Origin of the sequence: Sphingomonas sp. CFBP 8760 (assembly GCF_014841615.1) — a bacterium.
Lineage (GTDB): Bacteria > Pseudomonadota > Alphaproteobacteria > Sphingomonadales > Sphingomonadaceae > Sphingomonas.
This window is the reverse complement of sequence record NZ_JACYUG010000004.1, coordinates 117708-142597: the sequence shown is the minus strand read 5'-3', so window position 1 is coordinate 142597 and position 24890 is coordinate 117708. Positions and strand designations below refer to the sequence as shown.

At 68.7% G+C, this 24890-nt stretch carries 19 protein-coding genes; 8 read left to right on the top strand and 11 right to left on the bottom strand.

Annotated elements, in window-relative coordinates; translation table 11 throughout:
• Window positions 1-2 precede the first annotated feature (2 nt).
• Entirely contained in the window at window positions 3-785 is a 783-nt protein-coding gene (gene modA, locus IFT82_RS07075) for a molybdate ABC transporter substrate-binding protein (RefSeq protein ID WP_244646571.1), read from the bottom strand.
• Window positions 786-886: 101 nt separating this feature from the next.
• Here modA and IFT82_RS07070 point away from each other — a divergent pair, with 101 nt between their 5' ends.
• Window positions 887-1984 (top strand): beta-N-acetylglucosaminidase domain-containing protein, encoded by a 1098-nt coding sequence (locus tag IFT82_RS07070; RefSeq protein ID WP_244646570.1) that lies wholly within the window; start codon window positions 887-889, stop codon window positions 1982-1984.
• Window positions 1985-2176: 192 nt separating this feature from the next.
• Window positions 2177-2833 (top strand): PEPxxWA-CTERM sorting domain-containing protein, encoded by a 657-nt coding sequence (locus IFT82_RS20785; RefSeq protein ID WP_244646569.1) that lies wholly within the window; start codon window positions 2177-2179, stop codon window positions 2831-2833.
• A 77-nt stretch (window positions 2834-2910) separates the two neighbouring features.
• On the opposite strand, the gene IFT82_RS07060 is transcribed toward IFT82_RS20785, so the two are convergent.
• The 6 genes from IFT82_RS07060 to IFT82_RS07035 all read right to left on the bottom strand — a co-directional run bounded on the left by IFT82_RS07060 (window position 2911) and on the right by IFT82_RS07035 (window position 10331).
• Window positions 2911-3648: a helix-turn-helix domain-containing protein gene (locus tag IFT82_RS07060; RefSeq protein ID WP_192125632.1), complete on the bottom strand. Its 738-nt coding sequence runs from the start codon at window positions 3646-3648 to the stop codon at window positions 2911-2913.
• Between the two features lie 229 nt (window positions 3649-3877).
• Window positions 3878-4363 carry a hypothetical protein gene (locus tag IFT82_RS07055; RefSeq protein WP_199860364.1) on the bottom strand — a complete coding sequence of 162 codons (486 nt, stop codon included), beginning with the start codon at window positions 4361-4363 and terminating at the stop codon, window positions 3878-3880.
• Between the two features lie 53 nt (window positions 4364-4416).
• Window positions 4417-5568 carry an acyl-CoA desaturase gene (locus IFT82_RS07050; protein ID WP_192125631.1) on the bottom strand — a complete coding sequence of 384 codons (1152 nt, stop codon included), beginning with the start codon at window positions 5566-5568 and terminating at the stop codon, window positions 4417-4419.
• Between the two features lie 50 nt (window positions 5569-5618).
• Window positions 5619-8618, bottom strand: a complete 3000-nt coding sequence (locus tag IFT82_RS07045; RefSeq protein ID WP_192125630.1) for a PAS domain-containing protein — start codon at window positions 8616-8618, stop codon at window positions 5619-5621.
• Window positions 8619-8852: 234 nt separating this feature from the next.
• Window positions 8853-9683 carry a pyrimidine utilization protein D gene (rutD, locus tag IFT82_RS07040; RefSeq protein WP_244646568.1) on the bottom strand — a complete coding sequence of 277 codons (831 nt, stop codon included), beginning with the start codon at window positions 9681-9683 and terminating at the stop codon, window positions 8853-8855.
• Between the two features lie 60 nt (window positions 9684-9743).
• Entirely contained in the window at window positions 9744-10331 is a 588-nt protein-coding gene (locus IFT82_RS07035; protein ID WP_342355073.1) for a TetR/AcrR family transcriptional regulator, read from the bottom strand.
• 189 nt (window positions 10332-10520) lie between these two features.
• Here IFT82_RS07035 and IFT82_RS07030 point away from each other — a divergent pair, with 189 nt between their 5' ends.
• Genes IFT82_RS07030 through IFT82_RS07020 form a run of 3 tightly spaced genes read left to right on the top strand, consistent with a single transcriptional unit; the run spans window position 10521 to window position 16482 of the window.
• Window positions 10521-11702, top strand: coding sequence for an efflux RND transporter periplasmic adaptor subunit (locus IFT82_RS07030; protein ID WP_446740946.1), 1182 nt, complete (start codon window positions 10521-10523; stop codon window positions 11700-11702).
• Window positions 11703-11708: 6 nt separating this feature from the next.
• Complete coding sequence (locus IFT82_RS07025) at window positions 11709-14927, top strand: efflux RND transporter permease subunit (protein ID WP_192125628.1); 3219 nt, start codon at window positions 11709-11711, stop codon at window positions 14925-14927.
• The gene (locus IFT82_RS07020) at window positions 14899-16482 is read left to right on the top strand and encodes an efflux transporter outer membrane subunit (protein ID WP_192125627.1); all 1584 of its coding nucleotides are present in this window, start codon (window positions 14899-14901) and stop codon (window positions 16480-16482) included. The genes IFT82_RS07025 and IFT82_RS07020 overlap by 29 nt, the downstream gene beginning before the upstream one ends.
• Window positions 16483-16494: 12 nt before the next feature.
• On the opposite strand, the gene IFT82_RS07015 is transcribed toward IFT82_RS07020, so the two are convergent.
• Together IFT82_RS07015 and IFT82_RS07010 are read right to left on the bottom strand one after the other, a co-directional pair.
• Window positions 16495-18789: a TonB-dependent receptor gene (locus IFT82_RS07015; RefSeq protein WP_199860363.1), complete on the bottom strand. Its 2295-nt coding sequence runs from the start codon at window positions 18787-18789 to the stop codon at window positions 16495-16497.
• 144 nt (window positions 18790-18933) lie between these two features.
• Complete coding sequence (locus tag IFT82_RS07010; protein ID WP_244646567.1) at window positions 18934-19563, bottom strand: hypothetical protein; 630 nt, start codon at window positions 19561-19563, stop codon at window positions 18934-18936.
• Window positions 19564-19707: 144 nt separating this feature from the next.
• Between IFT82_RS07010 and IFT82_RS07005 the strand changes: the two genes are divergently transcribed.
• Window positions 19708-20379, top strand: coding sequence for a response regulator (locus tag IFT82_RS07005; RefSeq protein WP_192125626.1), 672 nt, complete (start codon window positions 19708-19710; stop codon window positions 20377-20379).
• Window positions 20376-21728 carry a sensor histidine kinase gene (locus tag IFT82_RS07000; RefSeq protein ID WP_192125625.1) on the top strand — a complete coding sequence of 451 codons (1353 nt, stop codon included), beginning with the start codon at window positions 20376-20378 and terminating at the stop codon, window positions 21726-21728. The genes IFT82_RS07005 and IFT82_RS07000 overlap by 4 nt, the downstream gene beginning before the upstream one ends.
• Before the next feature lie 10 nt (window positions 21729-21738).
• Here IFT82_RS07000 and IFT82_RS06995 read toward each other — a convergent pair whose 3' ends face one another.
• Window positions 21739-21972 (bottom strand): hypothetical protein, encoded by a 234-nt coding sequence (locus IFT82_RS06995; protein WP_192125624.1) that lies wholly within the window; start codon window positions 21970-21972, stop codon window positions 21739-21741.
• A 134-nt stretch (window positions 21973-22106) separates the two neighbouring features.
• Between IFT82_RS06995 and IFT82_RS06990 the strand changes: the two genes are divergently transcribed.
• On the top strand, window positions 22107-23924 hold the full coding sequence (locus IFT82_RS06990; protein WP_192125623.1) for an ABCB family ABC transporter ATP-binding protein/permease: 1818 nt from the start codon (window positions 22107-22109) through the stop codon (window positions 23922-23924).
• A 3-nt stretch (window positions 23925-23927) separates the two neighbouring features.
• Here the strand turns inward: IFT82_RS06990 and IFT82_RS06985 are convergent, their stop codons facing one another.
• Window positions 23928-24839, bottom strand: a complete 912-nt coding sequence (locus IFT82_RS06985) for a hypothetical protein (protein ID WP_192125622.1) — start codon at window positions 24837-24839, stop codon at window positions 23928-23930.
• Window positions 24840-24890 lie beyond the last annotated feature (51 nt).

Below are 24890 nucleotides of genomic sequence, written 5' to 3'. Positions count from 1 at the left end.
CGTCAGCGTAATGGGCGGAAGCGATAGCGGCGGAAGATCGCCATCGCCTCGCCGCCGCCCAGAAAGCGGTAGAACGCGACCGCCCCCGGCTTTGCACCCTTCACCACCGCCGCCGGATAGACGATCGGGGGATGGCTGGCCGCCGGGAAGGTGCCGACGATCCGTACCGCCGGCTCGGCCGCCGCATCGGTCTCGTAGACGATCCCCAGCGGTGCCTCGCCCCGCGCGACATAGGACAGCGCGGCGCGCACATCCTGCGCGGGAGCGAGGCGGGTGGCGACCCCGCTCCACACCCCCAGCCGGGTCAGCGCCGCCTGCGCATAACGACCCGCCGGCACCGATCGCGGATCGCCGACCGCGAGCCGCCCCCGTTCGCCCAGCGCCGCGGCGAGCGCGAAGCCCGGCCGGATCGCGAGCCGTACCCGGCTGGAGGCGGGCGCCACCAGCACCAGCCGGCCGCCGAGCAGATCGCGGCGCCCGCCCGGCACCAGCCGCCCGGCCGCCTGCACCTGATCCATCCAGCCCGGCTCGGCCGATACGAACAGGTCGGCCGGCGCCCCGGCGACGATCTGGCGCGCGCCGGTGCCGCTGGCCGCGAACGAGAAGCGGACCGGCTGGCCGCTGCGCTTGGTCCAGGCCCGACCGACCGCCTGCAACGCATCGGTCAGCGAGGCGGCGGCGAACACCGTCAGCGGCGCCCTCGATTGCGCCACCGCCGATGCCGTGCCGGTGATCGTCAGCCACGTCGCCACGATCCCGCCGATCATCCCCCGTCGCGTCAGCATCCGCCGCCCTTCCTCTATTCCCGCCCGGCTATACCGCCCCCGCCCCGCCCGGCAAGCCGCGGCCGCTGGACAGCCCGCAGCCGCTGCGCGATGCCCGACCGATGACCGCCCCCCCCCCGCCACCGATGTCCGACACCATGCCCGAGCTGGGCATCATCGAGGGATTCTTCGGCCCGCCCTGGTCGTGGCGGGAACGGATGGCGGTGGTCGACCGGCTCGCCCCGGCGGGGTACGGTTTCTATCATTACGCACCCAAGGGGGACGCGCATCTGCGCCGCGCCTGGCAAGTGCCGCACCCGCCGGAGGAGGCCGCCGCGATCGCCGCCTTCGCCGCGCATTGCCGCGCACGGGGGCTCCGCTTCGGCATCGGGCTGACCCCGTTCGACCTGCACCGCGACGTCGACGACACGGGGCTCGCGCGGCTGGCGGCGCGGCTGGCCGATCTCGACGCGATCGGGATCGACGATCTGGCGATCCTGTTCGACGACATGCGGGGCGACCTGCCCGATCTGGCGGCGCGACAGGCTGCGATCGTCGATTTCTGTGCGGAACGGACCCGTGCCACCCGCCTGTATGTCTGCCCGACCTATTACAGCGACGACCGCGTGCTGGACCGCGTGTTCGGCGAACGCCCCGCGGATTATCTGGAGACGCTGGGGCGGCGGCTGGACCCCGCCATCCGCATCTACTGGACCGGCGAGGAGGTATGCGCGCGCGAGATCGGCCCCGGTCATCTGGCCGATGTCGCCGCCCGCCTCGGCCGGCGGGTGTGCCTGTGGGACAATTACCCGGTCAACGACGGTCCCCGGATGAGCGGGCACCTGCACCTGCGCGGCTTCACCGGGCGCAGCGCCGCCAATGCCCCGCTGCTCAGCGGCCATGCGATCAATCCGGCGCTGCAGCCGCACCTTGGCTGCATCCCCGCGCTGACGCTGCCGATGCTGTACCGGAATGGGACGGCCTATCGGTACATGGCCGCATTCCGTGCCGCAGCGACCACCGTGGCGGGGCCGGCGCTGGCGGCGATGCTGGAAGCCGATCTGTTAGTCATCGAAGATGGTGGTCTGGGCCGGCTGGCGGCGCGGCGTGAAGCACTTCGTTTACGATATGCGGCCTATGACGACGATATCGCACAGGAGGTGATTCGCTGGCTCGATGGCGGGTTCAGTGTGTCGCCAGAGGATGTCCAGACACAATAAGACGTTTTTCTTGTGCCATTATGATACGGCCACGGAACCTTTTTTTAGTAAATGCGTGCGAAATCAATGCTGCGCTGCAACCAATCCAACAGGGCGACGTTAGGCGCTCGGATGGACGGCACGCGACCGTGCGCTCTGGCGAGTTGCCGGACCGGCGATTGGCCTTCTTCCGCGTAAAAGGGAGTAACGATTATGAACAACAAGCTATTGCTGGCCGCCGCCACGCTCGTCGCCACCGTCGCAACGCCGGCTTCGGCCGCCCGCATCATCGGCAACACGCCCGGCAGCACGGCCGCCTATGCCGCGCCCGTGGGTGATGCGATCACGTTCGACGGCACCCTGCCCTCGACCTTCAGCTACAGCTTCCTGGAAGCCGGCATCGTCAGCGGCGACGCGATCACCCGCTATGCCGCACCGGCGTTCGGCCCGACGGGCACTGCCTATCTGGCCGTCCTGAACGGCGGATCGGCGTCGATGATCACCTCGACCGCGGCCGCCTATGACAGCGTCAGCTTCTTCCTCGGCTCGATCGACACGTATAACGCCGTCGAGGTGCTGAGCGCGACCGGCAGCGTGATCTCGCGCTTCACCGGCACGGATTTCGTGGCCAATGCCAACGGCAACCAGGACCTGCCGAACACCAACCGCCGCATCACCATCGGCCGTGACGTGAACGACGTCGCGATCGGCGGCATCCGCTTCCTGAGCAACGGCAACTCGCTCGAAGTCGACAACGTCGTCTTCGCCGTGCCGGAGCCGTCGACCTGGGCGATGATGTTCCTGGGCTTTGGGATGATCGGCACCGCCGCCCGGTATCGCCGTCGCAACCGGAACGTCTCCTACGCCTGATCGCTTCGGCGAACGGCAATAAAAAACGCCCGGCCGACCTTTGTCGACCGGGCGTTTTTTGTGCCTGCGCGACCGGATCAGCCCATGGCCGCCTCTGCCGGCATCGCCATGGCCGGGTGCAGGTAGTTGTCGTTGAAGCCGGCCATCTCCTTCAGCCCCGGCAGGTCGAGTATCGTCAGCCCGCCCCGCCGCGAGGTGATGAGCCCGCGCCGCCGCAGTTCGTTGAGCACGCGGTTGACGTGTACCGCGGTCAGCCCCAACGCATCGGCGATCTCTTCCTGCGTCAGGGGGAAATGCGGCGGCTGGTCCGGCACGTCGCTCACGACGGCCAGCCGGGTCGCCAGTTCGCAGAACAGGTGCGCCACCCGCTCCAGCGCATGACGCCGCCCCATGTTGACGATCCATGCCCGCGTCGTCGCCTGTTCGACCAGACAGTGCCACAACAGCGCATGGGCGATGGACGGCCGCGCCCGTTCCAGCCGGGCGATTGCATCGGGAGGAACGAAGGCGACGTGGACCGGCGTCAGCGCGACGATGCCGTCATCCATCCGCGCCAGCATCGAACAGCGCAGGTCGCACAGATCGCCCGGCAGCAACAGCGCGGTGATCTGGCGCGAACCGTTGGGCAACAGCTTGTACCGCGCCGCCCAGCCGGACAGGATCAGATGGATACGTTCCACCCGCTCCCCCTCGCGCACCAGATTCACGCCGCGCGATACATCGCGCACGTCGGTGCACAGATGATCGATCCGATCGACATCGGCCGCGTCGAGGTGGCATTGCCGCCGCAACCTGACGATCAGGGGATTGTCCACGCCATCATCTCCCTGGACGCCCCCCTGTCGACGAGGGGTCGTCCATAATGGCCGACGGGCTGACTGATCCCGTCGGTGTTCCCGGCACCGCCACCATAGACGATACCGACGAGTACGCCCGGCATGCCGCCCGGACGACGAGTCGCAACGATGCTAGGCGCTATCGAACCGAAATGCCAAGTATCGCAGCGATCAGGACAAACTTGATCCAGCCCGTTCCCGTTTGGCGTTAACGGTTGTGGTGCGATGGCAGTGGTGGTTCGATCAGCGCGCGCGCGGTCCGGTAGCAATCGTCGATATGGCCGTTGCCGATCGCCTTCATCGCGCCGAAGCTGATCGTCGCGGCGACGGCCGATCCGATGAACGGCACGAACTTCGCCATCGATCCGGTCGCGATGCGGACACCCATGCGCTTCAGGAGCGCGGTCACCACCCTGCGCGTCACCATCCGCCCGATCACGTTGTTGCCCAGGCTGGACGCCATCACCAGCACCTGCTGACCCAGCCGCGGTTCGAGCTTGTTCACCTGCGCCTCGTCCAGTTCGAAGCGGGTGCTGATCGCGGGCAGCAGGTTCGACAGCAGCCCGACATCGGCGACCACATCCGCCCCCGGCACCGGCACCACCGCCGCCCCCGCCGACATCAGCGACCGCTTGGTCACCATCGTGCGGCATTCGTCACGGATACGATCCAGCTCGGCTATGGTCGCGATCAACGTAGTTCCCTTTCCCTGTGTCTGCGCGCCAACGCACGGGAAGGCGGATCGGCTCAGGCCGCCAACTGCCTTCCCACCGCCGTCAGCATCCGCTGATGCGCGCGGTCGACGATCTCGTCGAGCCAGGGGGTACGCGCGAACAGCGTCCGCGCCTCCGCCAGCAACGCCTCGCGCCCCGGCAATTGCGGATGGTACCGGTTCCACATCTGCGTCGCCGCCGTGGCCGGATCGGCCAGCATGGCCCGCAGGCCCGCCAGTTCGGGTTCAGGCCATGCCGCGCGCAGCCGCGCCGCGATCCGTTCGGCACAGAACCGGTCGGCCAGTTGCTCGGCGGTGCGGGCGATCACCTTCGCGCCCAGCCGCTGCTCGCCGCGGATCACCCCCGCAGGCGGGTTCTTCAATCCATGCACCGCGCCCGTCAGCGCCAGCAGCTTCAGGAGATAGAAGGTCATGTCGACCTCCCACCAGCGGAAACCCTGGCGCGCGCTGCTCTGGAAGGCGTGGTGGTTGTTGTGCCACCCCTCTCCCATCGTCACGATCGCGAGAACCCAGTTGTTCCGCGAATCGTCGCCGGTGACGTAGCGACGCGAACCGCGGACATGCGCCAGCGAATTGATCGCGAAGGTCGCATGATAAACCAGCACCGTGCTCCACACGAACCCGACCACCAGCCCCGGCCAGCCGGCGACGGCGAGGCTGAGCAGCGCCAGCCCGATCGCGGGGACATGTTCGTGGCGGTGCAGCCAGACCAGTTCGGGCCAGCGGGTCAGGTCGGGCACCACCGACAGGTCGGCCTGATCGTGCTGGCGCGCGAAGATCCAGCCGAGATGGCTGTAGGCGAAGCCGGCGTGGCGCGGCGAGTGGACGTCCTGGGGCGTGTCGGCATGGCGGTGATGGTGGCGATGCTTGGCCGCCCACCACAACACGCTCTTCTGCGCGGTGCTCTGCGCCAGCACCGCCAGCACCAGCTGCATCCCCCGGCCGGCGGCAAAGGCACGGTGCGAGAAATAGCGGTGATACCCCGCCGTCACGCCGAACATCCGCACCACGTACAACACCGCGCACAGCACCAGTGCCGAGGGGGTGATCCCGGTCAGGATCGCGGCGAAGGCGGCGAGATGGATCAGCAGGAAAGGGACGGCGGAAGGATAGACGATATCGTCGTCCGCGACGGGCGTGGCGGTATCGCCGGGCAACTGGGTCATCGCCTGCGCCGGTACAGCCGGATGCAGGACAACGGAAGATGCCGCCGTGCCTAATCGAGCATTTCGCGTATCTTGGCGGTCAGGCTGGCGACCGGGAACGGCTTGGTCAGCACCCCCATGCCGGGTTCCAGCCCGCCCCATGATCCGGCATGGCCGACCGCGGCGATATCCGCGAACCCGGTGATGAACAGCACCCGCAGGGTGGGGCGGGACAGGCGGGCGGCATCCGCGACCTGCCGGCCGTTCATGCCGCCGGGCAGGCCGACATCGGTGACCAGCAGGTCGATCCGTACCCCGCTTTCCAGCACCCGCAGCCCGCCGGCCCCGTCACCCGCCTCCAGCACCCGGTATCCCGCCTCCACCAGCACCTCGACGATCAGGGCGCGCAGCACCGGTTCGTCGTCGATCACCAGCACCGTCTCGCCGGCGCCCTGTTCGTCGGTCGCGACCGGATCGGCGGCATCGGCCGCGGCATCGAGGGTGCCGTGGAAACGCGGCAGGCACAGGCAGATCGTGGTGCCCTGCCCCTCGACCGATTCGATCCGCACCTGCCCGCCCGATTGCCGCGCGAAGCCATAGACCATCGACAGGCCCAGCCCGGTGCCGTGGCCGATCGGCTTGGTGGTGAAGAACGGGTCGAACGCGCGCTGCATCACCTCCGGCGGCATCCCCGCGCCGCCGTCGATCACCGAGATGCGGACATATTCCCCGGCCGCCACGTCACGACGCAGCACGTCACCCTCGTCCAGCATGACATTGTCGGTCCGGATATTCAGGCGACCGCCATCGGGCGCCATCGCATCGCGCGCGTTGACGCACAGGTTGAGCAGTGCGTTCTCCAGTTGCGAGGCATCGACGTTGATCGGCCACAGTCCCTCTGTCGCGGCGATGTCGAGCGCGACGGTCGGGCCGACGCTCTGCCGGATCAGATCGGTCATGTCGGCGATCAGCCGGTCGGCATCGGTCGGGCGCGGGTCGAGCGTCTGCCGCCGGGAAAAGGCGAGCAGCCGCTGGGTCAGCGCCGCCGCGCGCCGCGCGCCCTGCGTCGCACCGTCGATATAGCGCGCCAGCCCGTCGATCCGCCCCTGTGCGATACGCCGTTCCAGCAATTCCAGATTGCCGCTGATCGCCGCCAGCAGATTGTTGAAATCATGCGCCAGCCCGCCGGTCAGTTGCCCGACCGCCTCCATCTTCTGCGCCTGGCGCAGCGCATCCTCGGCACGGACACGCGCGGTGATCTCGATCGCCTCGGACACGATCGCCACCACGTCGCCCGCCCCGTCGAAAGCGGGGCGCAGGGAATAGTCATAGACCCGCGCCCCGGTCGGCAGGTCGAGCGCCAGATGCAGGCGGACGCTGTCCCCCGCCGCCGCACGGACGATGGCGGCACGGACCTGATCGGGGGCGCCGGGGGTGGCGGCGAACCACGGTGTCGTCGCGAACGGCCGGCCGATCACATCGGCGGACACCGCCTCGATCCCGGCAAGCGCGGTGGCGTTGACATAGACCACCTCGCCCGTCGTCGAGAGCAGGGTCTGGTCCATGAATGAATTCTCGAACACGGTGCGGATGGTCTGTTCGCCCTGCTGCACCGCCGCCGCGCGTTCCGCGACGCGCGCCTCCAGCGTCGCGTTCAGGTCGCGCAGCGCCGCCTCGGCTCGCACCCGCTCGACCAGTGCCCAGGATCGCATCGCCGCCTGCCGTATCACCAGCACCTCGGCGGTGGACCAGCGCCGCGGCTTGGCGTCATGAAGTGCCAGCAGCGCATGCAGCCGGCCGTCGCGGATCAGGGGGATACAGACCGACGCCCGCACACCCAGCGCTTCGAACGGCGCGGTGCCAGGCATTTCCGTCGATGCGTCGCCCACGATCAACGGCTCCCCCGCGCGCAGCAGCGCGACCGCCGCGGCCCCCAGATCGATCAGGCGGTGCCATCCGCAAAGCGGGACGCCACCCGGCAACACCCAGCCACCGCCGACCCTGCAGCCCTCGCCATCGGCATCGATATCCGCATAGACGCAGCGCGACGCGCCAAGGTGCGCGGCGATCAGTTCGGTGGTGACCGCCATGATCGCATCGGCATCGCCCAGCGGCACGGTCCGCTCGCCCAGCTGGTCGAGGAAACGCAACCGCGCCTCGCTGTCGCGCAGGTCGCGTTCTGCCACCGCACGATCGGTGACGTCGGCCCCCTCCACGAAGATACCGGTCACCGTTCCCGCCGCATCGCGGATCGGCTGGAGCACGAAATCGATCACCCGTTCGTCGACCTGGCCGTCCGGGTCCGGTTCGACCGCGTAGATCGCGCCGTTCGCGTGATAGGGTTCGCCGCTGCGATACACCTCGTCCAGCAGCGCCAGATACCCTTGCGTGACCGCATCGGGCAGCGCCTCCGCCATCGTCAGCCCGATGACTTCGCGATGCCCGATCAACTGGCTATAGCCGGGATTGACCAGTTCGAAACGGTGCTCCGGTCCGCTCAACAGTGCCATGAAGGTCGGCGACTGCTCGAACAACTGCTCCAGCCGGCCATGCTCCGCCGCGATGCGGCGCCGGGCGAGTACGGTGGCGGTCGTCTCGACGATCATCGCCAGCACGCCGGCCGGTCGCCCCGATTCGTCGAACGTCGGCGAATAGGACAGGTTCATCCACACATCCTGCAAGGTACCGGTGCGGTTGAGCTGCATCAGGTGATCGCGATATTGCAGCGACCCGCCGGCCAGCCCCGTCCGCAGGACATGGGTATTGAACTCGACCACCTCGGGCCAGCCGGTATGGACGCCCACCCCCAGCTGATCCAGATGCCGTTCGCCCGCGAACAGGGCATAGGCGTCGTTGTGGATCATCGTGCCCTCTGCCCCCCACAGCAGCACCATCGCGGTCGGCGAATGGAGCAGCAGGGCGGTGGCGGCGACCAGCCCGGCCGACCAGTCGGCGATCGGGCCAAGCGGTGTCAACGACCAGTCAAAGGCACGGATGCGATCGCCCATCAGGCCACCGCCGCGCCGCAGCGCCGGTGGCAGGCCGTGATCGGGTACAGGGGCATCAGCCATAATGGATTCGGGCGCGCATCCGCCGCCATCGCTGGACGACAGGCTGGCGTGATCCTTCACATGACCCAATATCGTCCGCCCCTTTGCCGCCCCCACGGCGTTTGTGGTCAGGATTTACTCCCATCGCGGGCCTTTGCCAATCGCGGATCACGACGCCGCGCCGCTTGCCCTAGCGAATTCAGTCCGTTGCGGCGGGAAGCGGGGCCGTATCGGACGGTAAGGCGAAAAGTGCCGCTATTCGCTGTCCAGCCAGTCGAGCAGCCAGCGGTTGAAATGCTCCGCGCGGGTGACGGTGCAGGCGTGGCCGCCCTCCGCCAGCCGTGCCAGCTCCGATCCCGGCAACCGCGCCTGCATCCGTGCCGAACAGGCCGGAGGCACCAGCATGTCGTCGTCGCTGGAAACGAACAGCGTCGGCGCGGCGATCTGCGCCAGCCGCTCGACCACGTCGAACCGGCGCGCCGCGGCGATGCGGCGCTCGATCATGGTGGCGCCGGGGAACCGCGTCAGCCCCTCCTCCTCGTCCGCGAGCAACCGGTCGTGATGATCGCTGATCCATTGCGGCGGATAGAGGAACAGCGGCTGGGCGTGCAGATAGGCGCGCGGTCCGCTGGCCCGCAGCAGTGCCAGCTGGGTATCGAGACAGCGCGCGGTGTGCCGGTCCAGCCGCGCCCAGCCGTTGATGACCACCAGCCGCTTGACCCGGGTCGGCGCGGTCAGTGCCAGGGTCATGCCCGCCATGCCGCCGGTCGCGTGCCCGATCACCGTCGCGGCCGCCGTGCCCGTGGCGTCCAGCAGCATCGCCATGTCCGCCGCCAGACTGTCGATCGTGAGGATGCCGTCCACCGTCGGTTCGGAGCGGCCGGTGCCGCGCTGGTCGTACACGATCACCCGGTGGCGGGCCGCCAGCGCGGGAAGGTTCGGCGACCAGTAGCCCGCCTCGCCGCCCAGCCCCGAAGCGAGCAGCAGCACGGGCGCCCCTTCCGGCCCATGGATTTCGTGATGAAGCCCGCCGAGGACGGGCATCAGGCCGGACGGATCGACAGCCACCGCCAGCCGGTGGAGCAAATGTCGGGCGCGCGTGGCGGATGGTTCATCGCGCCATGATTGTGCAACCGCGAGATTTGTTCAAGCATCCGCATGGTCAGCGGCGGCGGCGCCATCGTCATGGGCGGTCAGCCAGGCGATCTGCTGATCCAGGAACCGCGCCATGCACCCCTCCAGGAACGGCCAATCCCCCTCAACCAGCGCCATCCGCCGGCTGCATCCGCCCATCATCAGCGTCATCATCAGTTCCTCGACACAGCGGGCGCGCTCCGATTCGGCGCGCGGTGCCAGTATCGCCAGCGCGGCGGCGACATGGCGGCGGATACGCTGATCCCCCTCGCGCATGATCGCCGCCACGCGGGGATTGCGCGATGCCTCCGCCAGTATCTCGGGCAACAGCGTCGAGTCGTTGGGCTGCTGCTTGCGGATCATCAGGTCCAGCACCCAGCGGCGGACCCGCTGCCGGTCGCCCACCGTGATCGCCCGTGCCAGCACCGCCTCGTCGAGAAAATCGGACAGGTCGATCGCCACCATCGCGGCGATGATGTCTTCCTTCGATTCGAAATCGCGATAAATCTGCCCGACACGGATGCCTGACGCATCGGCGATCTGCGCCATGCCGGTGCCATGGAAACCATGCTCGCCGAACAGAATACGAGCGGCTTCCACCAATTTATTTCGCCGAAGCGTCGCTTTTTCGCCACGGGATGCAGGTAGTCCCGGATCTATCTTCACGTTGTGCACCGCACCATCCTTCTTGACGAACGCTATACCCAGGCTTAGCTGCGGGCCGATGTGAGTGAACGTTCGCTCTCTTTGTCGCCGAGGACCCCGATGGTCAAGTATGCCGCCCCCACGATGATGTCCGCCCCTTGCCTGTTGGTGGCGTCCCTGCTGCTGGCGAGCTGCGGCGGCGGCGGCGATCAGCAGGCGGGACCTCCCCCCGGCCCGCCCCAGGTCAGCGTGATCGAGGTCCGCCAGCAATCGGTGACGCTCAGCACCGAACTGCCCGGTCGCACCAGCGCCTACGAGACATCGGAAGTCCGGCCGCAGGTCAACGGCCTCGTCCTCGCCCGGCTGTTCCAGGAAGGCGATTTCGTCCGTGCGGGCCAGCCACTCTACCGGATCGATCCGTCGCCGTATCAGGCGCAGGTCGCCAGCGCGCGTGCCGCCGTCGCCCGGGCCCGCGCCGCGATCGCCTCCAGCCAGGCGCTGGCGCGCCGCTACGGCGAACTGGTGAAGATCAACGCGATCTCGCGGCAGGATTTCGAGAATGCGACGACGAGCGCGCAGCAGGCGCAGGCCGATGTCGCCGCGCAAACCGCGGCGCTGCGCACCGCGCAGATCGATCTTGGCCGCACCACCGTGCGCGCCGCGATCTCCGGTCGGATCGGTCGTTCCACCTTCACCACCGGTGCGCTCGTCACCGCATCGCAGACCGAACCGCTGACCACGATCCAGCGGCTCGACCCCATCTATGTCGACATCCAGCAGTCGAGCGCCGATCTGCTTCGCCTGCGCCGGCAGATCCTGTCGGGGGCGCTGTCGCGCGGCGGCGGTGCCGCCCGCGTCAAGCTGAAGCTGGAGGACGGGTCGGACTATGGCTCCGAGGGCACGCTGAAATTCGCCGACGTGACGGTCGATCCGACCACCGGCAGCCAGGTGATCCGGGCGCAGTTCGCCAATCCGCGCGGTCTGCTGCTGCCGGGCATGTTCGTTCGCGCCGTGCTGGTCGAGGGCACGCAGGCCAACGCCATCCTCGTCCCCCAGCGTGCGGTATCGCGCAACGAGAAGGGCGAGGCGACCGCGCTGGTGGTCGGCCAGGACGGCAAGATCGCGCCCCGCCCGCTCGTCACCAGCCGCACGATCGGCGCCGACTGGCTCGTCACCGGCGGGCTGAAACCCGGCGACAAGGTGGTGATGGAGGGCGCGCAGAACCTGCAGCCCGGCACCGCCGTGAAGACGGCTCCCTATAGCGACAAGGCGCCCGCCCAGGCGCCCGTCCAGGGGGCAGCCGCCCCCGCGGCACAGGCTAAGTAACCCGAAATGGCCCGTTATTTCATCGATCGCCCCATCTTCGCATGGGTCATCGCGATCATCCTGATGCTCGCCGGCGTGCTGGCGATCCGCAGCCTGCCGATCGCGCAGTTCCCGACGATCGCGCCGCCCGCGGTCTCGATCACCGCGACCTATCCGGGTGCGGATGCGACGACGCTGGAAAACACGACGACGCAGATCATCGAGCAGCAGCTGAAGGGGATCGACAATCTCCGCTACTTCTCGGCCTCGTCCTCGTCGGCCGGCACCGTCACGATCACGCTGACGTTCGAACAGGGCACCGATCCCGACATCGCGCAGGTGCAGGTCCAAAACAAGCTGCAGGCGGCCACGCCACTACTGCCGCAGGAGGTCCAGCAACAGGGCATCCGCGTCGCCAAGGCGACCAACAACTTCCTGCTCGTGATGGCGCTCTATTCGGACGACGCCTCGCACAGCGCGGTCGATCTGTCGGACATGGTCGCCGCGCAGTTGCAGGACCCGATCAGCCGCGTCTCCGGCGTCGGCGACACGCAGTTGTTCGGCTCGCAATATGCGATGCGCGTCTGGGTCGATCCGACCAAGCTCAACAGCTACCAGCTGACGATCGCCGACGTGACCGCCGCGCTCCAGTCGCAGAACGCGCAGGTTTCCGCAGGACAGATCGGCGCGCAGCCGGCCCCCAAGGAGCAGATGCTGAACGCGACCGTCTCGGTCCAGTCGCGGCTCCAGACCCCCGCACAGTTCGGCGAAATCCGGCTGAAATCGGATGCCGGTGGCGCGGTCGTGCGCCTGCGCGACGTGGCGCGGGTGGAACTGGGCGCCGAAAGCTACGGCTTCGACACCAAGTACAACGGCAAGCCCGCCTCCGGCTTCGGCATCAAGCTGGCGCCGGGTGCCAACGCGCTGGCGACCGCAGATGCGGTGAAGGCGCGCGTCGGCGAGATCGCCAAGGGCTTCCCGTCGGACGTCCATGCCGAATTCCCGTACGATACGACGCCGTTCGTCCGCCTGTCGGTGGAACAGGTGATCCACACGCTGGTCGAGGCGGTGATCCTCGTATTCCTCGTGATGTTCCTGTTCCTGCAGAACTGGCGCGCCACGATCATCCCGACGATCGCGGTGCCGGTCGTGCTGCTCGGCACCTTCGCGGTGATGGCGATCGCAGGCTATTCGATCAACACGCTGACGCTGTTCGGCATGGTGCTGGCGATCGGCCTGCTGGTCGATGACGCCATCGTCGTGGTCGAGAACGTCGAACGCCTGATCCAGACCGAGGGGCTGTCCCCGAAGGAGGCGGCGCGCAAGTCGATGGACGAGATCACCGGCGCCCTGATCGGCATCGCGCTCGTCCTGTCGGCGGTGTTCCTGCCGATGGCGTTCTTCGGCGGATCGACCGGCGTGATCTATCGCCAGTTCTCGATCACGATCGTGTCGGCGATGGTGCTGTCGGTGCTGGTCGCGCTGATCCTGACGCCGGCCTTGTGCGCCACCATCCTGAAACCGCACGATCCCAAGAAGCATGAGGGCAAGGGGCCGCTGGCGCGCTTCTTCCGCTGGTTCAACGAGCGGTTCGATCACGCCACCACCGCCTATGAAGGCACCGTCAAGAAGACCGCGACGGGGTGGAAGCGGTCGATGCTCGTCTATCTGCTGATCGCGGGCATCATGGGCTTCATGTTCTGGCGTCTGCCGACGGGCTTCCTGCCCGACGAGGATCAGGGCACCGTCATCGCGCTGGTGCAGGGGCCGGCCGGCGCCTCCACCGCGCGGACCGACAAGGGCCTCGACCTGGTTCGTGACCATTTCCTGAAGAACGAGAAGGCCGTGCAGATGGTCTTCACCATCAACGGGTTCAGCTTCGCCGGACAGGGTCAGAATGCGGGCCTCGCCTTCGTTCGCCTGAAGCCGTGGGAGGAGCGTCCGGGTGCCGAGAACAAGGCGCAGGCGATCGCGGGGCGCGCGATGGGTGCGTTCTCGCAATACAAGGACGGCATGATCTTCGCGCTGGTGCCGCCGGCCGTGCAGGAGCTGGGCAACGCCACCGGCTTCGACGTCCAGCTGGTCGACCAGACCGGTCAGGGCCACGACAAGCTGCTTCAGGCGCGCAACATGATGCTGGGCATGGCGATGGGCGACAAGAGCCTGGCGCAGGTCCGCCCGCTCAGCCTGGACGATGCACCGCAGTTGAAGGTGGACGTGGATCAGGACAAGGCGCGCGCGCTCGGCCTCGACCTCGGCGTCGTCAACTCGACCATCGCCACCGCCTGGGGCGGCGCATACGTCAACGACTTCATCGATCGTGGCCGCGTGAAGCGCGTCTACGTGCAGGCGGACGCCCCCTTCCGCCTCGCGCCCGAGGATATCGGCGACTATTACGTCCGCGGCGCGACCGGTGCGATGGCGCCCTATACCGCCTTCTCGACGCTGAACTGGGCGCAGGCACCGGTGCAGCTGACCCGGTACAATGGCCAGCCGGCGATGCAGATCCAGGGCTCTCCCGCCCCGGGCCTGAGCACCGGCGCGGCGATGGCGGCGATGGAGGCGATCCACGACAAGCTGCCGCCCGGCACCGCGCTGGAATGGACCGGTCTGTCGTTCGAGGAAAAGCTGTCCGGCGGGCAGGCCCCTGCCCTCTACGGGCTGTCGCTGCTGCTCGTGTTCCTGTGCCTTGCCGCGCTGTACGAAAGCTGGTCGGTGCCGATCGCGGTGCTGCTGGTGGTGCCGCTGGGCGTGATCGGTGCGCTGCTGGCGGCGACGCTGACGGGCCTCAACAACGACATCTATCTGCAGGTCGGCCTCATCACCACGATCGGTGTGTCGGCGAAGAACGCGATCCTGATCGTGGAGTTCGCCGAGGAACGCATCCAGTCGGGCATGAATGCCTTCGATGCGGCGGTGGAGGCGGCGCGGCTGCGGCTTCGCCCGATCCTGATGACGTCGCTCGCCTTCGTCTTCGGCGTGCTGCCGCTGGCGGTATCGACCGGTGCGGGCGCGGGCGGGCAGAACGCGATCGGCCGGGCGGTGGTGGGCGGCATGTTGTCGGCCACGATCCTCGCGATCTTCTTCGTGCCGATGTTCTTCGTCGTCGTCAGCCGCCTGTTCGGGCATGGCAAGGGCGACGGGGGCAAGCACGACGGGGAACACAAGCCGCGTGCCAACGCCGACGTCGCACCCGATGCCGGCAACCGATCCTCCGATGGCGGCACCGCGCCGCAGGGAGCGTGATTTCGTGAACAGGTCTATCCTTACCGTGGCGCTGGCCACCACGACGATGCTGGCCGGCTGCAACCTCGCGCCAACCTATGTACGGCCCGCGGGCGCGATTCCAGCGACGCTGCCGCAGGGCGGCGCCTATCCGGCCGCGTCGACCGATGCGCGCGACGTGACCGCGATCGGCTGGCGCGACTTCTTCACCGATCCGCGCCTGCGGCAGGTGATCGAGACGGGGATCGCCAACAACCGCAACCTGCGGATCGCCGCGGGCAACGTGTTGCAGGCGCGCGCGCAATACCGCGTCCAGCGCGCCGATCGTGTCCCCTCCACCACCGTGTCGGGGCAGGGCATCTATACCAACAACATCTTCGGCGCGGCGGGTGCGGCGAGCGGCGGCACCGCCGGCGGCGGCACGGGCACGGGCGGCACCGGCGGCACGGGTACGGGTGGCACGGGCGGCGGCGGCACCGGCGCGACCGGTGGTGCGGGTACCGGGGCCACCTCGTCCAACATCGAGGCCTATACGGTCACCGCCGGCTTCTCACAGTTCGAACTCGACCTGTTCGGCCGCGTCCGCAACCTGACCCAGGCCGCGCAGGAACAGTATTTCGCGACCGAGGAGGCACAGCGGTCGACCCGCATCAGCCTGATCGCCGAGATCGCGACCGCATGGCTGACGATGGCGTCGGATCAGGAACAGCTGCGGCTGTCGCAGGAGACGCTGAAGACGTTCCAGCAGACGCTGGACCTGACCCGCGCGCAGTTCCGCGTCGGCGTGGGGTCGGAACTGGAGGTGCGGCAGGCGGAAACCAATTACCAGGCCGCGCGCAACGACATCGCCACGCTGCGCACCACCATCACCCGCGACCAGAACGCGCTCAACCTGCTGGTCGGCACCACGGTGCCGCTGGAACAGTTGCCGACCGATCTGGGCACGAACAGCTACACGCTGGATTCGCTGCCGAGCGACCTGTCGTCGCAGGCGCTGCTGCGCCGGCCCGACGTGTTGCAGGCCGAACACCAGCTGATCGCGCAGAACGCCAATATCGGGGCGGCGCGCGCCGCCTTCTTCCCGACCATCTCGCTGACCGCGACGCTGGGGACGATCAGCACCGCATTGTCGGGCCTGTTCGGGGGCGGCACCTTCACCTACAACGCCACGCCCGGCGTGGCGTTGCCGCTGTTCGACGGCGGCCGGCTGAAGGGCAATCTCGACTATGCCCGCGCCTCGCAGCAGGTGGCGGTCGCCACCTACGAACAGGCGATCCAGACCGCGTTCCGCGAGGTCGCCGATGCGCTGGCGCAGCGCGGTACGATCGGTGAACAGTTGTCGGCGCAGACCGCGCGGGCCGATGCCGCAACGGGCGCCGCCCGCCTGTCCGACGCGCGGTTCCGCGCCGGGGTCGATTCGTTCCTGACCACGCTGGATGCGCAGCGTACCGCCTATGCCGCGCGGCAGAACCTGGTCACGACCCGCCTGACGCGCGAGAACAACCTGATCGAACTGTACCGCTCGCTGGGCGGTGGCCTGAACGACCGGGCGCCCGTCCCCCCGCCTGCGGGGTGACGGGCGGGCCGATCAATAGGTGAAGCGGATCATCCCGCCGATGATCCGTGGTTCGTTGATCATGCCGGTCAGGTTGTTGAAGTCGATCGCGCTGATGCTGCGGATCTGGTTCAGCAGATTGCGCCCGAACACGCTCAGTTCCAGATTGTCGGCGGTCTTGTAGCCGATCTTCAGGCCCAGTTCGGTCGAGGCGCGACCGCGGAACTCCGCCGCCTCGTACAGGAAATAATTGATCTTTCCGCGATAGGCGACGTCGCCATAGGCGAACAGCTGGTCGCCATTCGCCAGCGGTATCGCATAGCGCGCGGTGGCGTTCGCGATCCAGCGCGGCGCCTGCGGCAGGTCGTTGCCGTCAATCACCGCGAGGCCGGCAGCGTTCAGCGGATCGCGCACCGTACATAGCCCCGATCCGCACGGCGCCACCGCGATGTCGCCGTCGCGGATTTCGGTGAAGTTGTACGAGCCGCTGGCGGTGAAGGTCAGGTTCGGCATCGGCCGCGCCTCGATCTCCGCCTCCACGCCGTAGCCGATCGCCTTGTCCGCGTTCAGCAGCCGCGCCGAATTGGTCGCGCCGCCCACCGCGGTCAGTTGCAGGTCCTTGGTGCGGTTCCAGTACCCGGTCAGGTCGAAGCGGAACACGCGGGACAGCTGCGCCTTGATGCCGCCCTCACCCGAGATCGTGGTCTGCTTGGCGGCGGTGGTCGGCAGGCTGCCGAACGTTACCCGGTCCTGGATCGCCGGCCCCAGATACCCGGTCGCGAACCGGCCATAGACATTGACCGCGTCGGTCAGCGCATAGGTGGCGCTGGCATCCCACGACACGTTGTCGCCCGTCACCCGCGTGGTGACCGGCAGCCTGAGACCGGGGGTCAGGCCGGGGGAGAAGCCCTCGACCAGATCGCGCCGCTTGTCGTGCGAATAACGCACGCCGCCACGTACCGTCAGGTCGTTGACGGGCTTGTATTCGGCCGAGGCGAAGATGCCGTAATTCTCGTTGCGGTTGCGGTGGCGGATATCCTGCGTCGAGACGGTCGAATCCGAAAATGCATATTCGTCGTAGTTCAGCCGCTGCCGGAAATAATAGCCGCCCGCCTGCAACCGCACCCCGCCGAGATCGTCGGTGGCGAAGCGCACCTCCTGGCTGAATTCGCGTGGCTTGGTGCGGCCGCCGGTGTTGGACGGGAACAGGCCGACGTTCAGTTGGCCGATCGTGCCGCCGCTGAACGGATAGCGATCGCCGCCATCGATATCGCCGACGCTGTTGACCGTCGCCCGTTCATAGGCAGTGATCGAGTAGAGCGTGCCCAGACCCGCCAGGTGATAGTCGAGGTGCAGGTTCGCGCCCCACTGGGTCAGCGACTGGTCGGTGATGCCGTCAAGCGCCGCCACGTCCTTGTCGAAACCGAGGGTGAAGCGGTTGCTGCCGCGCTGGGACAGACCGGCGCGGAAGATACGCGGGCTGCCCTCCAGCTCGCGGCCATGGACGTTGGCGAGCGCATTGAAATCGCCGCCGCTGTACGCGATCTGGACGCGCCCGGCATAATCCAGATATCCCTCCAGCCCGGGGCTGGCGAGTGGACTGGTGCTGCTGTTGCGCACCCAGTCGTCGCGGCGCTGGAGCAGCGTCGACACGCGGTAGCTGAAGCCGCCACCGATCGGGCCACCGGCCGCCGCCTCCGCATTTACCGTATTGTAGGTCGCGACGCTGAGGCTGGCATAGGCAGACGGCGTCTCGGACGGCCGGACCGAATCAAGCTTCACGACACCGGCCGGCGTGTTGCGTCCGAACAACGTGCCTTGCGGCCCGCGCAGCACTTGCACGCTTTGCAGGTCGAACACGGGGAAGGATTTGAGCATCGGGCTTTCCAGCGCGACATCGTCATAGACGACCGACACCGGCTGCGCGGCATTGGGATCGAAATCGGTGTTGCCGAGACCACGGATGTAGAACCGCGGAAAGGTGCGCCCGAACGAGCTTTCGACCTGCAGGCTGGGCACCCGTGCCGCCAGGAAACGCACGTCGAGGCCGCTGGAATTGAGCACGTCGAGTTTCTCGCCCGCGATCACCGCGACCGCGACGGGCACGTCCTTGGCCGATTCCTCGCGGCGCGATGCGGTGACGACGATCTCGCTCAGCCCGTCCTCGTGCGCGGGCTGGCCGGCGGGGGCGGCGGTGGCCTGTCCGTCCGCGGGGGCGGCGCCGATTGCCTGCGCCTCCGCACCACCGGCGGCAAGCGCGAGTGCGAGGCTGCCGAGCGCGGTGCCGGCCCAGACGAGGTTGCGGGTGATCGAACGACGACGTGACATGACGGACCCCTTGCCGGTGGCGGCATCCCCGTCCGATCGTATCCATCGCCTCTGTCCTGCCGGGCGATTGCCCCTTGCCTAGCAGGACGCGGACCGGGGGCAAGCCGGCAGCAGCCGACCCGCCCCCGATCGCGCGGTTTCACGTCACCGCTGTGGCGTCGGTGCCGCACCGGCGGGGCGCGGCGTCGCGGTGGCGCCGGCGGCGGGGATCGGTGTCACTGCACCGGTTGCCGGGGGAGGCGGTGCCACGCCATCGGCGGGCGGCGGGGGCGGCGGACCGTCCGGCGCGCCGCCCGGCCCCCGATCCGGTCCAGCCCCGGGGCCATGGCGAAGCCCCTTCGGTCCGGGGCCACCGGGGCCATCGCGTCCCGGCCCGCCCGGTCCGTGGCGTGGGCCGACCTCGGTGACCTGCCCGGCGGGATCAACCAGATAGGCGGCGCGCAGCTGGCCGTCGTCATAGCGGCCCTGCACCATCACCGCGCTGCCGCGCGTCAGCGTGGCCGCCACCTCGCGGTTGCCCGCCACCATCGTCCGCCCGGTGGCATCCTGTACGATCATCCGGTCGCCATAGATCTCGGCGACACGACCTTTGACCGTCACGACGCCGCTCGACGCGGCCAGCCGGGCGATCGGGGTGGCGACGGTCGGCGCCATCGTGACCGCCGGTCGCGTCATCGACACCGCGCCGGCACCGCCCGCCGCACCTGCCGCCACCAGCGCCGCCGCCGTCAGTCCCATCCGCGTCCGCGGCGTCCACCATGTCATCCTGCTCATCATCTGCTCCTCATGTTCGATGCCCCTTCCTACCGCCTTGCCCCCGATGCCCCCTGAACCGCACCGTTCAGTCTCGGTTTAGGCCGCGCCGTCAGGAGCATCGGGGATGGTTCCCCACCCGCAATCGATGCTAGCCCGGCCGTCATGCGTATCCTGCTAGTCGAGGACGATGCCGATCTCGGCCCCGCGATCGCCCGCGCCCTGCGCGCCGAACATTTCGCGGTCGACCTCGCCACCGACGGCATCGATGGCGCGCATCTGGGCGAGACGGAGGCGTTCGACGCCGCCGTCCTCGATCTCGGCCTGCCGGGGAAGGACGGCATCGCCGTGCTGGCCGAATGGCGTCGCGCCGGCCGCACGATGCCGGTGCTGATCCTGACCGCGCGCGAGGCGTGGTCGGACAAGGTCGCCGGGTTCAAGGCGGGCGCGGACGATTATCTGGTGAAGCCGTTCCGGGTCGAGGAACTGGTGATGCGGCTGCGCGCTCTGGTTCGCCGTGCCGCCGGCCATGCCGCCGCGCGCATCGCCTGCGGTGCGATCGGCTTCGATACCCAGACCGGGCAGTTCGAGCTGGACGGCCTGCCGCTGAAGCTGACCGCGTTCGAATGGCGTGTCCTGTCCGCGCTGATGCTGCGCAAGGAGACGGTGGTCGAACGGCTCGACCTGCTGGAGCGGGTGTACGAAGGCGATGCCGATGTCGATTCGAACAGCCTGGAGGTGATCGTCGGCCGGTTGCGCAAGAAGGTCGGCGCGTCGTCGATCGAAACGGTGCGCGGGCGCGGCTATCGCCTGACCGCGGACGGGAAGGCGCCATGAGGTGGTGGCCGCGCTCGATCGGGGGGCGGCTGGCAGCGCTGTCCGCGCTGGCGACCGTCGTGGCGCTCGTGGTGGCGGGCTGGGCGATCGCGGGGGTGCTGGAACGCTTCGTGACGCGCGGGATCGACCAGCGGCTGGACGCGCAGATCGCACTGCTCGCCAGCACCGTCGGCGCGGACGGGCGGATCGACGGGCGACAGGTGCGCACGCATCGCGGGCTGCTGGCGATGGGACGCGACTGGCGGTGGCTGATCCGCACCCCGCGCGAGGTGGTGGGCGATGCCGGGCTGGCGACGATGACGGTGCGCGCCATGCCCCGTCATCACGGTCGCGATCACCGGCCGGGTCCGGCGGGCGGACCGCCGATGCCGGTGGAGCCGGCGGAGGCACCGGTTCCGCTCGACGGTATCGGCGCGGACGGCGTGGTGCTCCACGCCCGCCGCCATGTGCTGGCGACCACCGGCGGGGTGGTGACCATCACCGTCGCCGCCCCCCAAGCGGTGATCGCGCAGCCGATCCGGGAAGCGGTGACGCCGCTGCTGCTGACGCTGGCCATCCTTGGCGGACTGCTGGCTGCGGTGACGTGGGTGCAACTGCGGATCGGCCTGCGTCCGCTCCGATCGTTGCGCGACGCGGTGGCGGCGTTGCGGGCGGGGCGGATCGACCGGATCGACGAGGATCAGCCTACCGAACTCCGGCCACTCGCCATCGAACTCAACGCATTGGCCGCCGATACGCAGGCCGCGCTCGCCACCGCGCGCCTGTCCGCCGCCAACCTGGCCCATGCGCTCAAGACTCCGGTGGCGACGCTGGCGCTGGCGATGGGCGACGATCCCGTCCGCCGCCGTCAGGTCGACCGGATCGACGCCACCATCCGTCACCATCTCGGCCGCGCCCGTGCCGGGGGCAGTCGTCCACCCTCGACGCCGCTCGCCCCCGCGCTGGCCGATCTGGCGCAGGTGGTGACGCGGCTGCACGCCGACCGGGGCATCGCCGTCATCCACGACATCGATCCCGACCTGACCGTCCGGCTTGATCCGCACGATCTGGACGAGCTTGCCGGCAACCTGATCGACAACGCTGCCCGCCACGCCCGCCGTCACGTACGCGTGACCGCCGATCGGGGCGAACGGATGGTGACGTTGCGGGTGATCGACGATGGTCCCGGCATCCCCGCTGCGGACCGCGCGCGCGCGACAGAACCGGGCGTCCGTCTCGACGAACGAGGGGACGGCCATGGTTTCGGGTTGAGCATCGTGCGCGACATCACGACGTTGCATGGCGGGACGCTGATACTGGAAGAAACGCCGGGGGGCGGGCTGACCGCGATCGTCACGTTGCCGGCCTGACCGGCGGGAGTTAACCGCGGTTGCGGGGTTTGCCGGCGGCCTGTGCCATCTCGACGCCCTGACGACGGCAATCCGCGCCGATCACGGGAAACGGCACATCGGTGTTCGCCGCAAGCTGCGTCGGCAGCGCAGCGCGGCATTGCGCCATGGTAGTGTAGTGGGTCGGCACGATCCGGGCATCGGTGCACTGGCCGTTGCCGTCGCCGCATCCCAGGATCGCCATCACGAAGAACATCGGTTCCATGTGCTTCTCCAGTCGCCGGATAGAACGGATGGTGCCGTCCGGATGTTCCGTCCGTGCGATGGAACGGCTTGACCGACGACGATGATGCTGTCGGGTGTTGCGCCCGCGCCCCGCACCCACGACATGGGATACAGATGCCTCCCGTCACCGGTCCCGCCACCCTCGATCAGCCGCTGATCCCCACGCTCCGCCGCTTCCTGCCCTATCTGTGGCCGAAGGATCAGCCGGGGGCGCGGCTGCGTATCGCCGCGGCGATGATGCTCGTGCTGTGTTCCAAGCTCGTGCAGGTGTTCGGCGCGGCCTATACGCTGAAATACGCGGTCGACCGGATGGCGGGCGGCGACCGGGGCGTCGCCACGCTCGTCGTGTTGCTGGTCGTCGCCTATGCCGCGTCGCGGTTCGGGACGACGTTGTTCGACAATCTGCGCAACGCGGTGTTCGAGCGGGTCGGGCAGGACGCCACCCGCCGCCTGGCCGCCGACGTGTTCCGCCATCTGCACGGCCTGTCGCTGCGCTTCCATCTGGAACGCCGCACCGGCGCGGTGACCAAGGTGGTGGAGCGCGGCACCAAGAGCATCGATACGATGCTGTATTTCCTGCTGTTCAACATCGCCCCGACGCTGCTGGAACTGGTGCTGGTGCTCGGCATCTTCTGGCACAGCTTCGGCGTGTGGCTGGTCGCGGCGACCGTCGCGATGGTCGCGGTCTATATCTGGTTCACCCGGATGGTCACCGACTGGCGCAACGCGCTGCGCATGAAGATGAACGACCTCGACACCGGCGCGGTGGCGCACGCGGTCGATTCGCTGCTCAATTTCGAGACGGTGAAGTATTTCGGGGCGGAAGAGCGCGAGGCGCGTCGCTACGAAACCGCGGTCGACGCCTATGCCCGCGCCGCCACCAAATCCGAAAATTCGCTGGCGTGGCTCAATGTCGGGCAGGCGGCGATCACCAACACGATGCTGGGCGGGGGCATGGCCTATGTCGCGTGGGGATGGAGCCGGGGCAGTTTCTCGGCGGGCGACGTGGTATTCGTGTCGACGCTGCTGGCGCAGTTGTTCCGGCCGCTCGACCTGCTCGGCATGGTCTATCGCACCATCCGGCAGGGCGCGATCGACATGGGCAGCATGTTCGCGCTGGTCGATACGCCCGCCGAGATCGTCGACGCGCCCGGGGCGCCCGCGCTGGCGGTGGCGCGCGGGCATGTCCGCTTCGAAGGCGTGTCGTTCGGCTATGATCCCGGTCGGCCGATCCTGCACGGGCTCGACCTCGACGTGCCGGCCGGCACCACGCTGGCGGTGGTCGGATCGTCGGGGGCGGGCAAATCGACGCTCGCGCGGCTGCTCTACCGTTTCTACGACGTGGAAGGGGGCCGGATTACCATCGACGGACAGGATATCGTCGCTGTCACGCAGGCCAGTCTGCGCGCCGCGATCGGCATCGTGCCGCAGGACACCGTGCTGTTCAACGACACGATCGGCTACAACATCGCCTATGGCCGTGAGGGATCGGACGAGGACGAGGTGCGCCGCGCCGCCGCCGGGGCCGCGATCGCCGGCTTCATCGAACGCCAGCCCGACGGCTACGATACCCGCGTCGGCGAACGCGGCCTGAAACTGTCGGGCGGCGAGAAACAGCGGGTGGCGATCGCGCGTACCCTGCTCAAGAACCCGCCGATCCTGATCCTGGACGAGGCGACCAGCGCACTCGACAGCCGGACCGAGGCGGATATCCTCGCCACGCTGGAACAGGTGGAGCGCGGCCGCACCACCATCGTCATCGCCCACCGGCTGTCCACCGTGGTCCATGCCGACCAGATCGTCGTGCTGGAGGGCGGCCGGGTGGCGGAACGCGGCAGCCATGCCGACCTGCTCCGTCGTGGTGGCCTTTATGCGGCGATGTGGGCACGACAGGCCAGCGAGCGGGACGAGGCACTGGCCGCCGCGGAATAGCGGCTACGTCACCAGACAGCTCAGTTCGATCGTCCGCGCCCGCTTGTCGAACACCAGGGTCGAGCAGGGGCGCAGCACGTCCGCCCCCAGCGACAGCCGGTCGCGTTCGGGATCGTAGCGCTTGTCGCGCGCGACCACGACGATCTCGTCCGGGTCGGGCGGTGGCGTGCCCGCCTCCGGCACCGCGGCGCTGCTGCCGACATCCTTGGTCCGCACGCCGATCATGGTCAGGGCCAGCGGCCCGACCGTCACGGCGCGTGCCAGCCGCATCGGCCGCACCGGCCGTTCGATCCCGAACGCGATCTCGGTGGTGAACGGGTCGCCGTCGAACTGCCCGCCATAGGCCTGAGCCAGCCGCCGCCCGGCATTGGCCGTGGCCAGCGTGTGGGGATGATGCGGATCGAACCGCACCCGCATCGGCTCGCCCCCCACCTCGATCAGCGCGAACAGGCTGCCCCAATTGCCCAGCGGCCCGTCCTGCCCGATCATCGGCAGCGTCACCGTTCGTTCACCGGGGCGGGGATGGCGGAACACGAAGCGCACGCGCTGTTCCGCCAGCCCGCCCGGCCCGACCACGCCGTCCAGCCCCGCGGCATAAGGGCGCGGGAACCAGGCGACGGTCGATCGCCGCGCGCCCTGCACCGTCGCCAGCCCGGTGTCGCCGCGCACGATCTCCGGCCCGACCGCGTACAGCAGCGTCACGTCCCCCGCCCGCAGCTTGGCGCGGCGCGCGGCCTCGGCGGACAGGAACGGCATGTTGAACGCCGCCGGATCGATCCGCCATCGCATCGGCTGGCGGTTGATCCGCACATCGACCTCGCCAAGCCCGGGCACCATCCGCTCGGCGACGGGCCGGTCCGCCGCGATGGCGGTCGCGCCCAGCATCGTCCCCAGCATCATGGCCGCCCTGCGCATCGCCCTCTCCCGTCTGTTGCCACCATCCTATCCGGATCGGCGGCGGGGGCA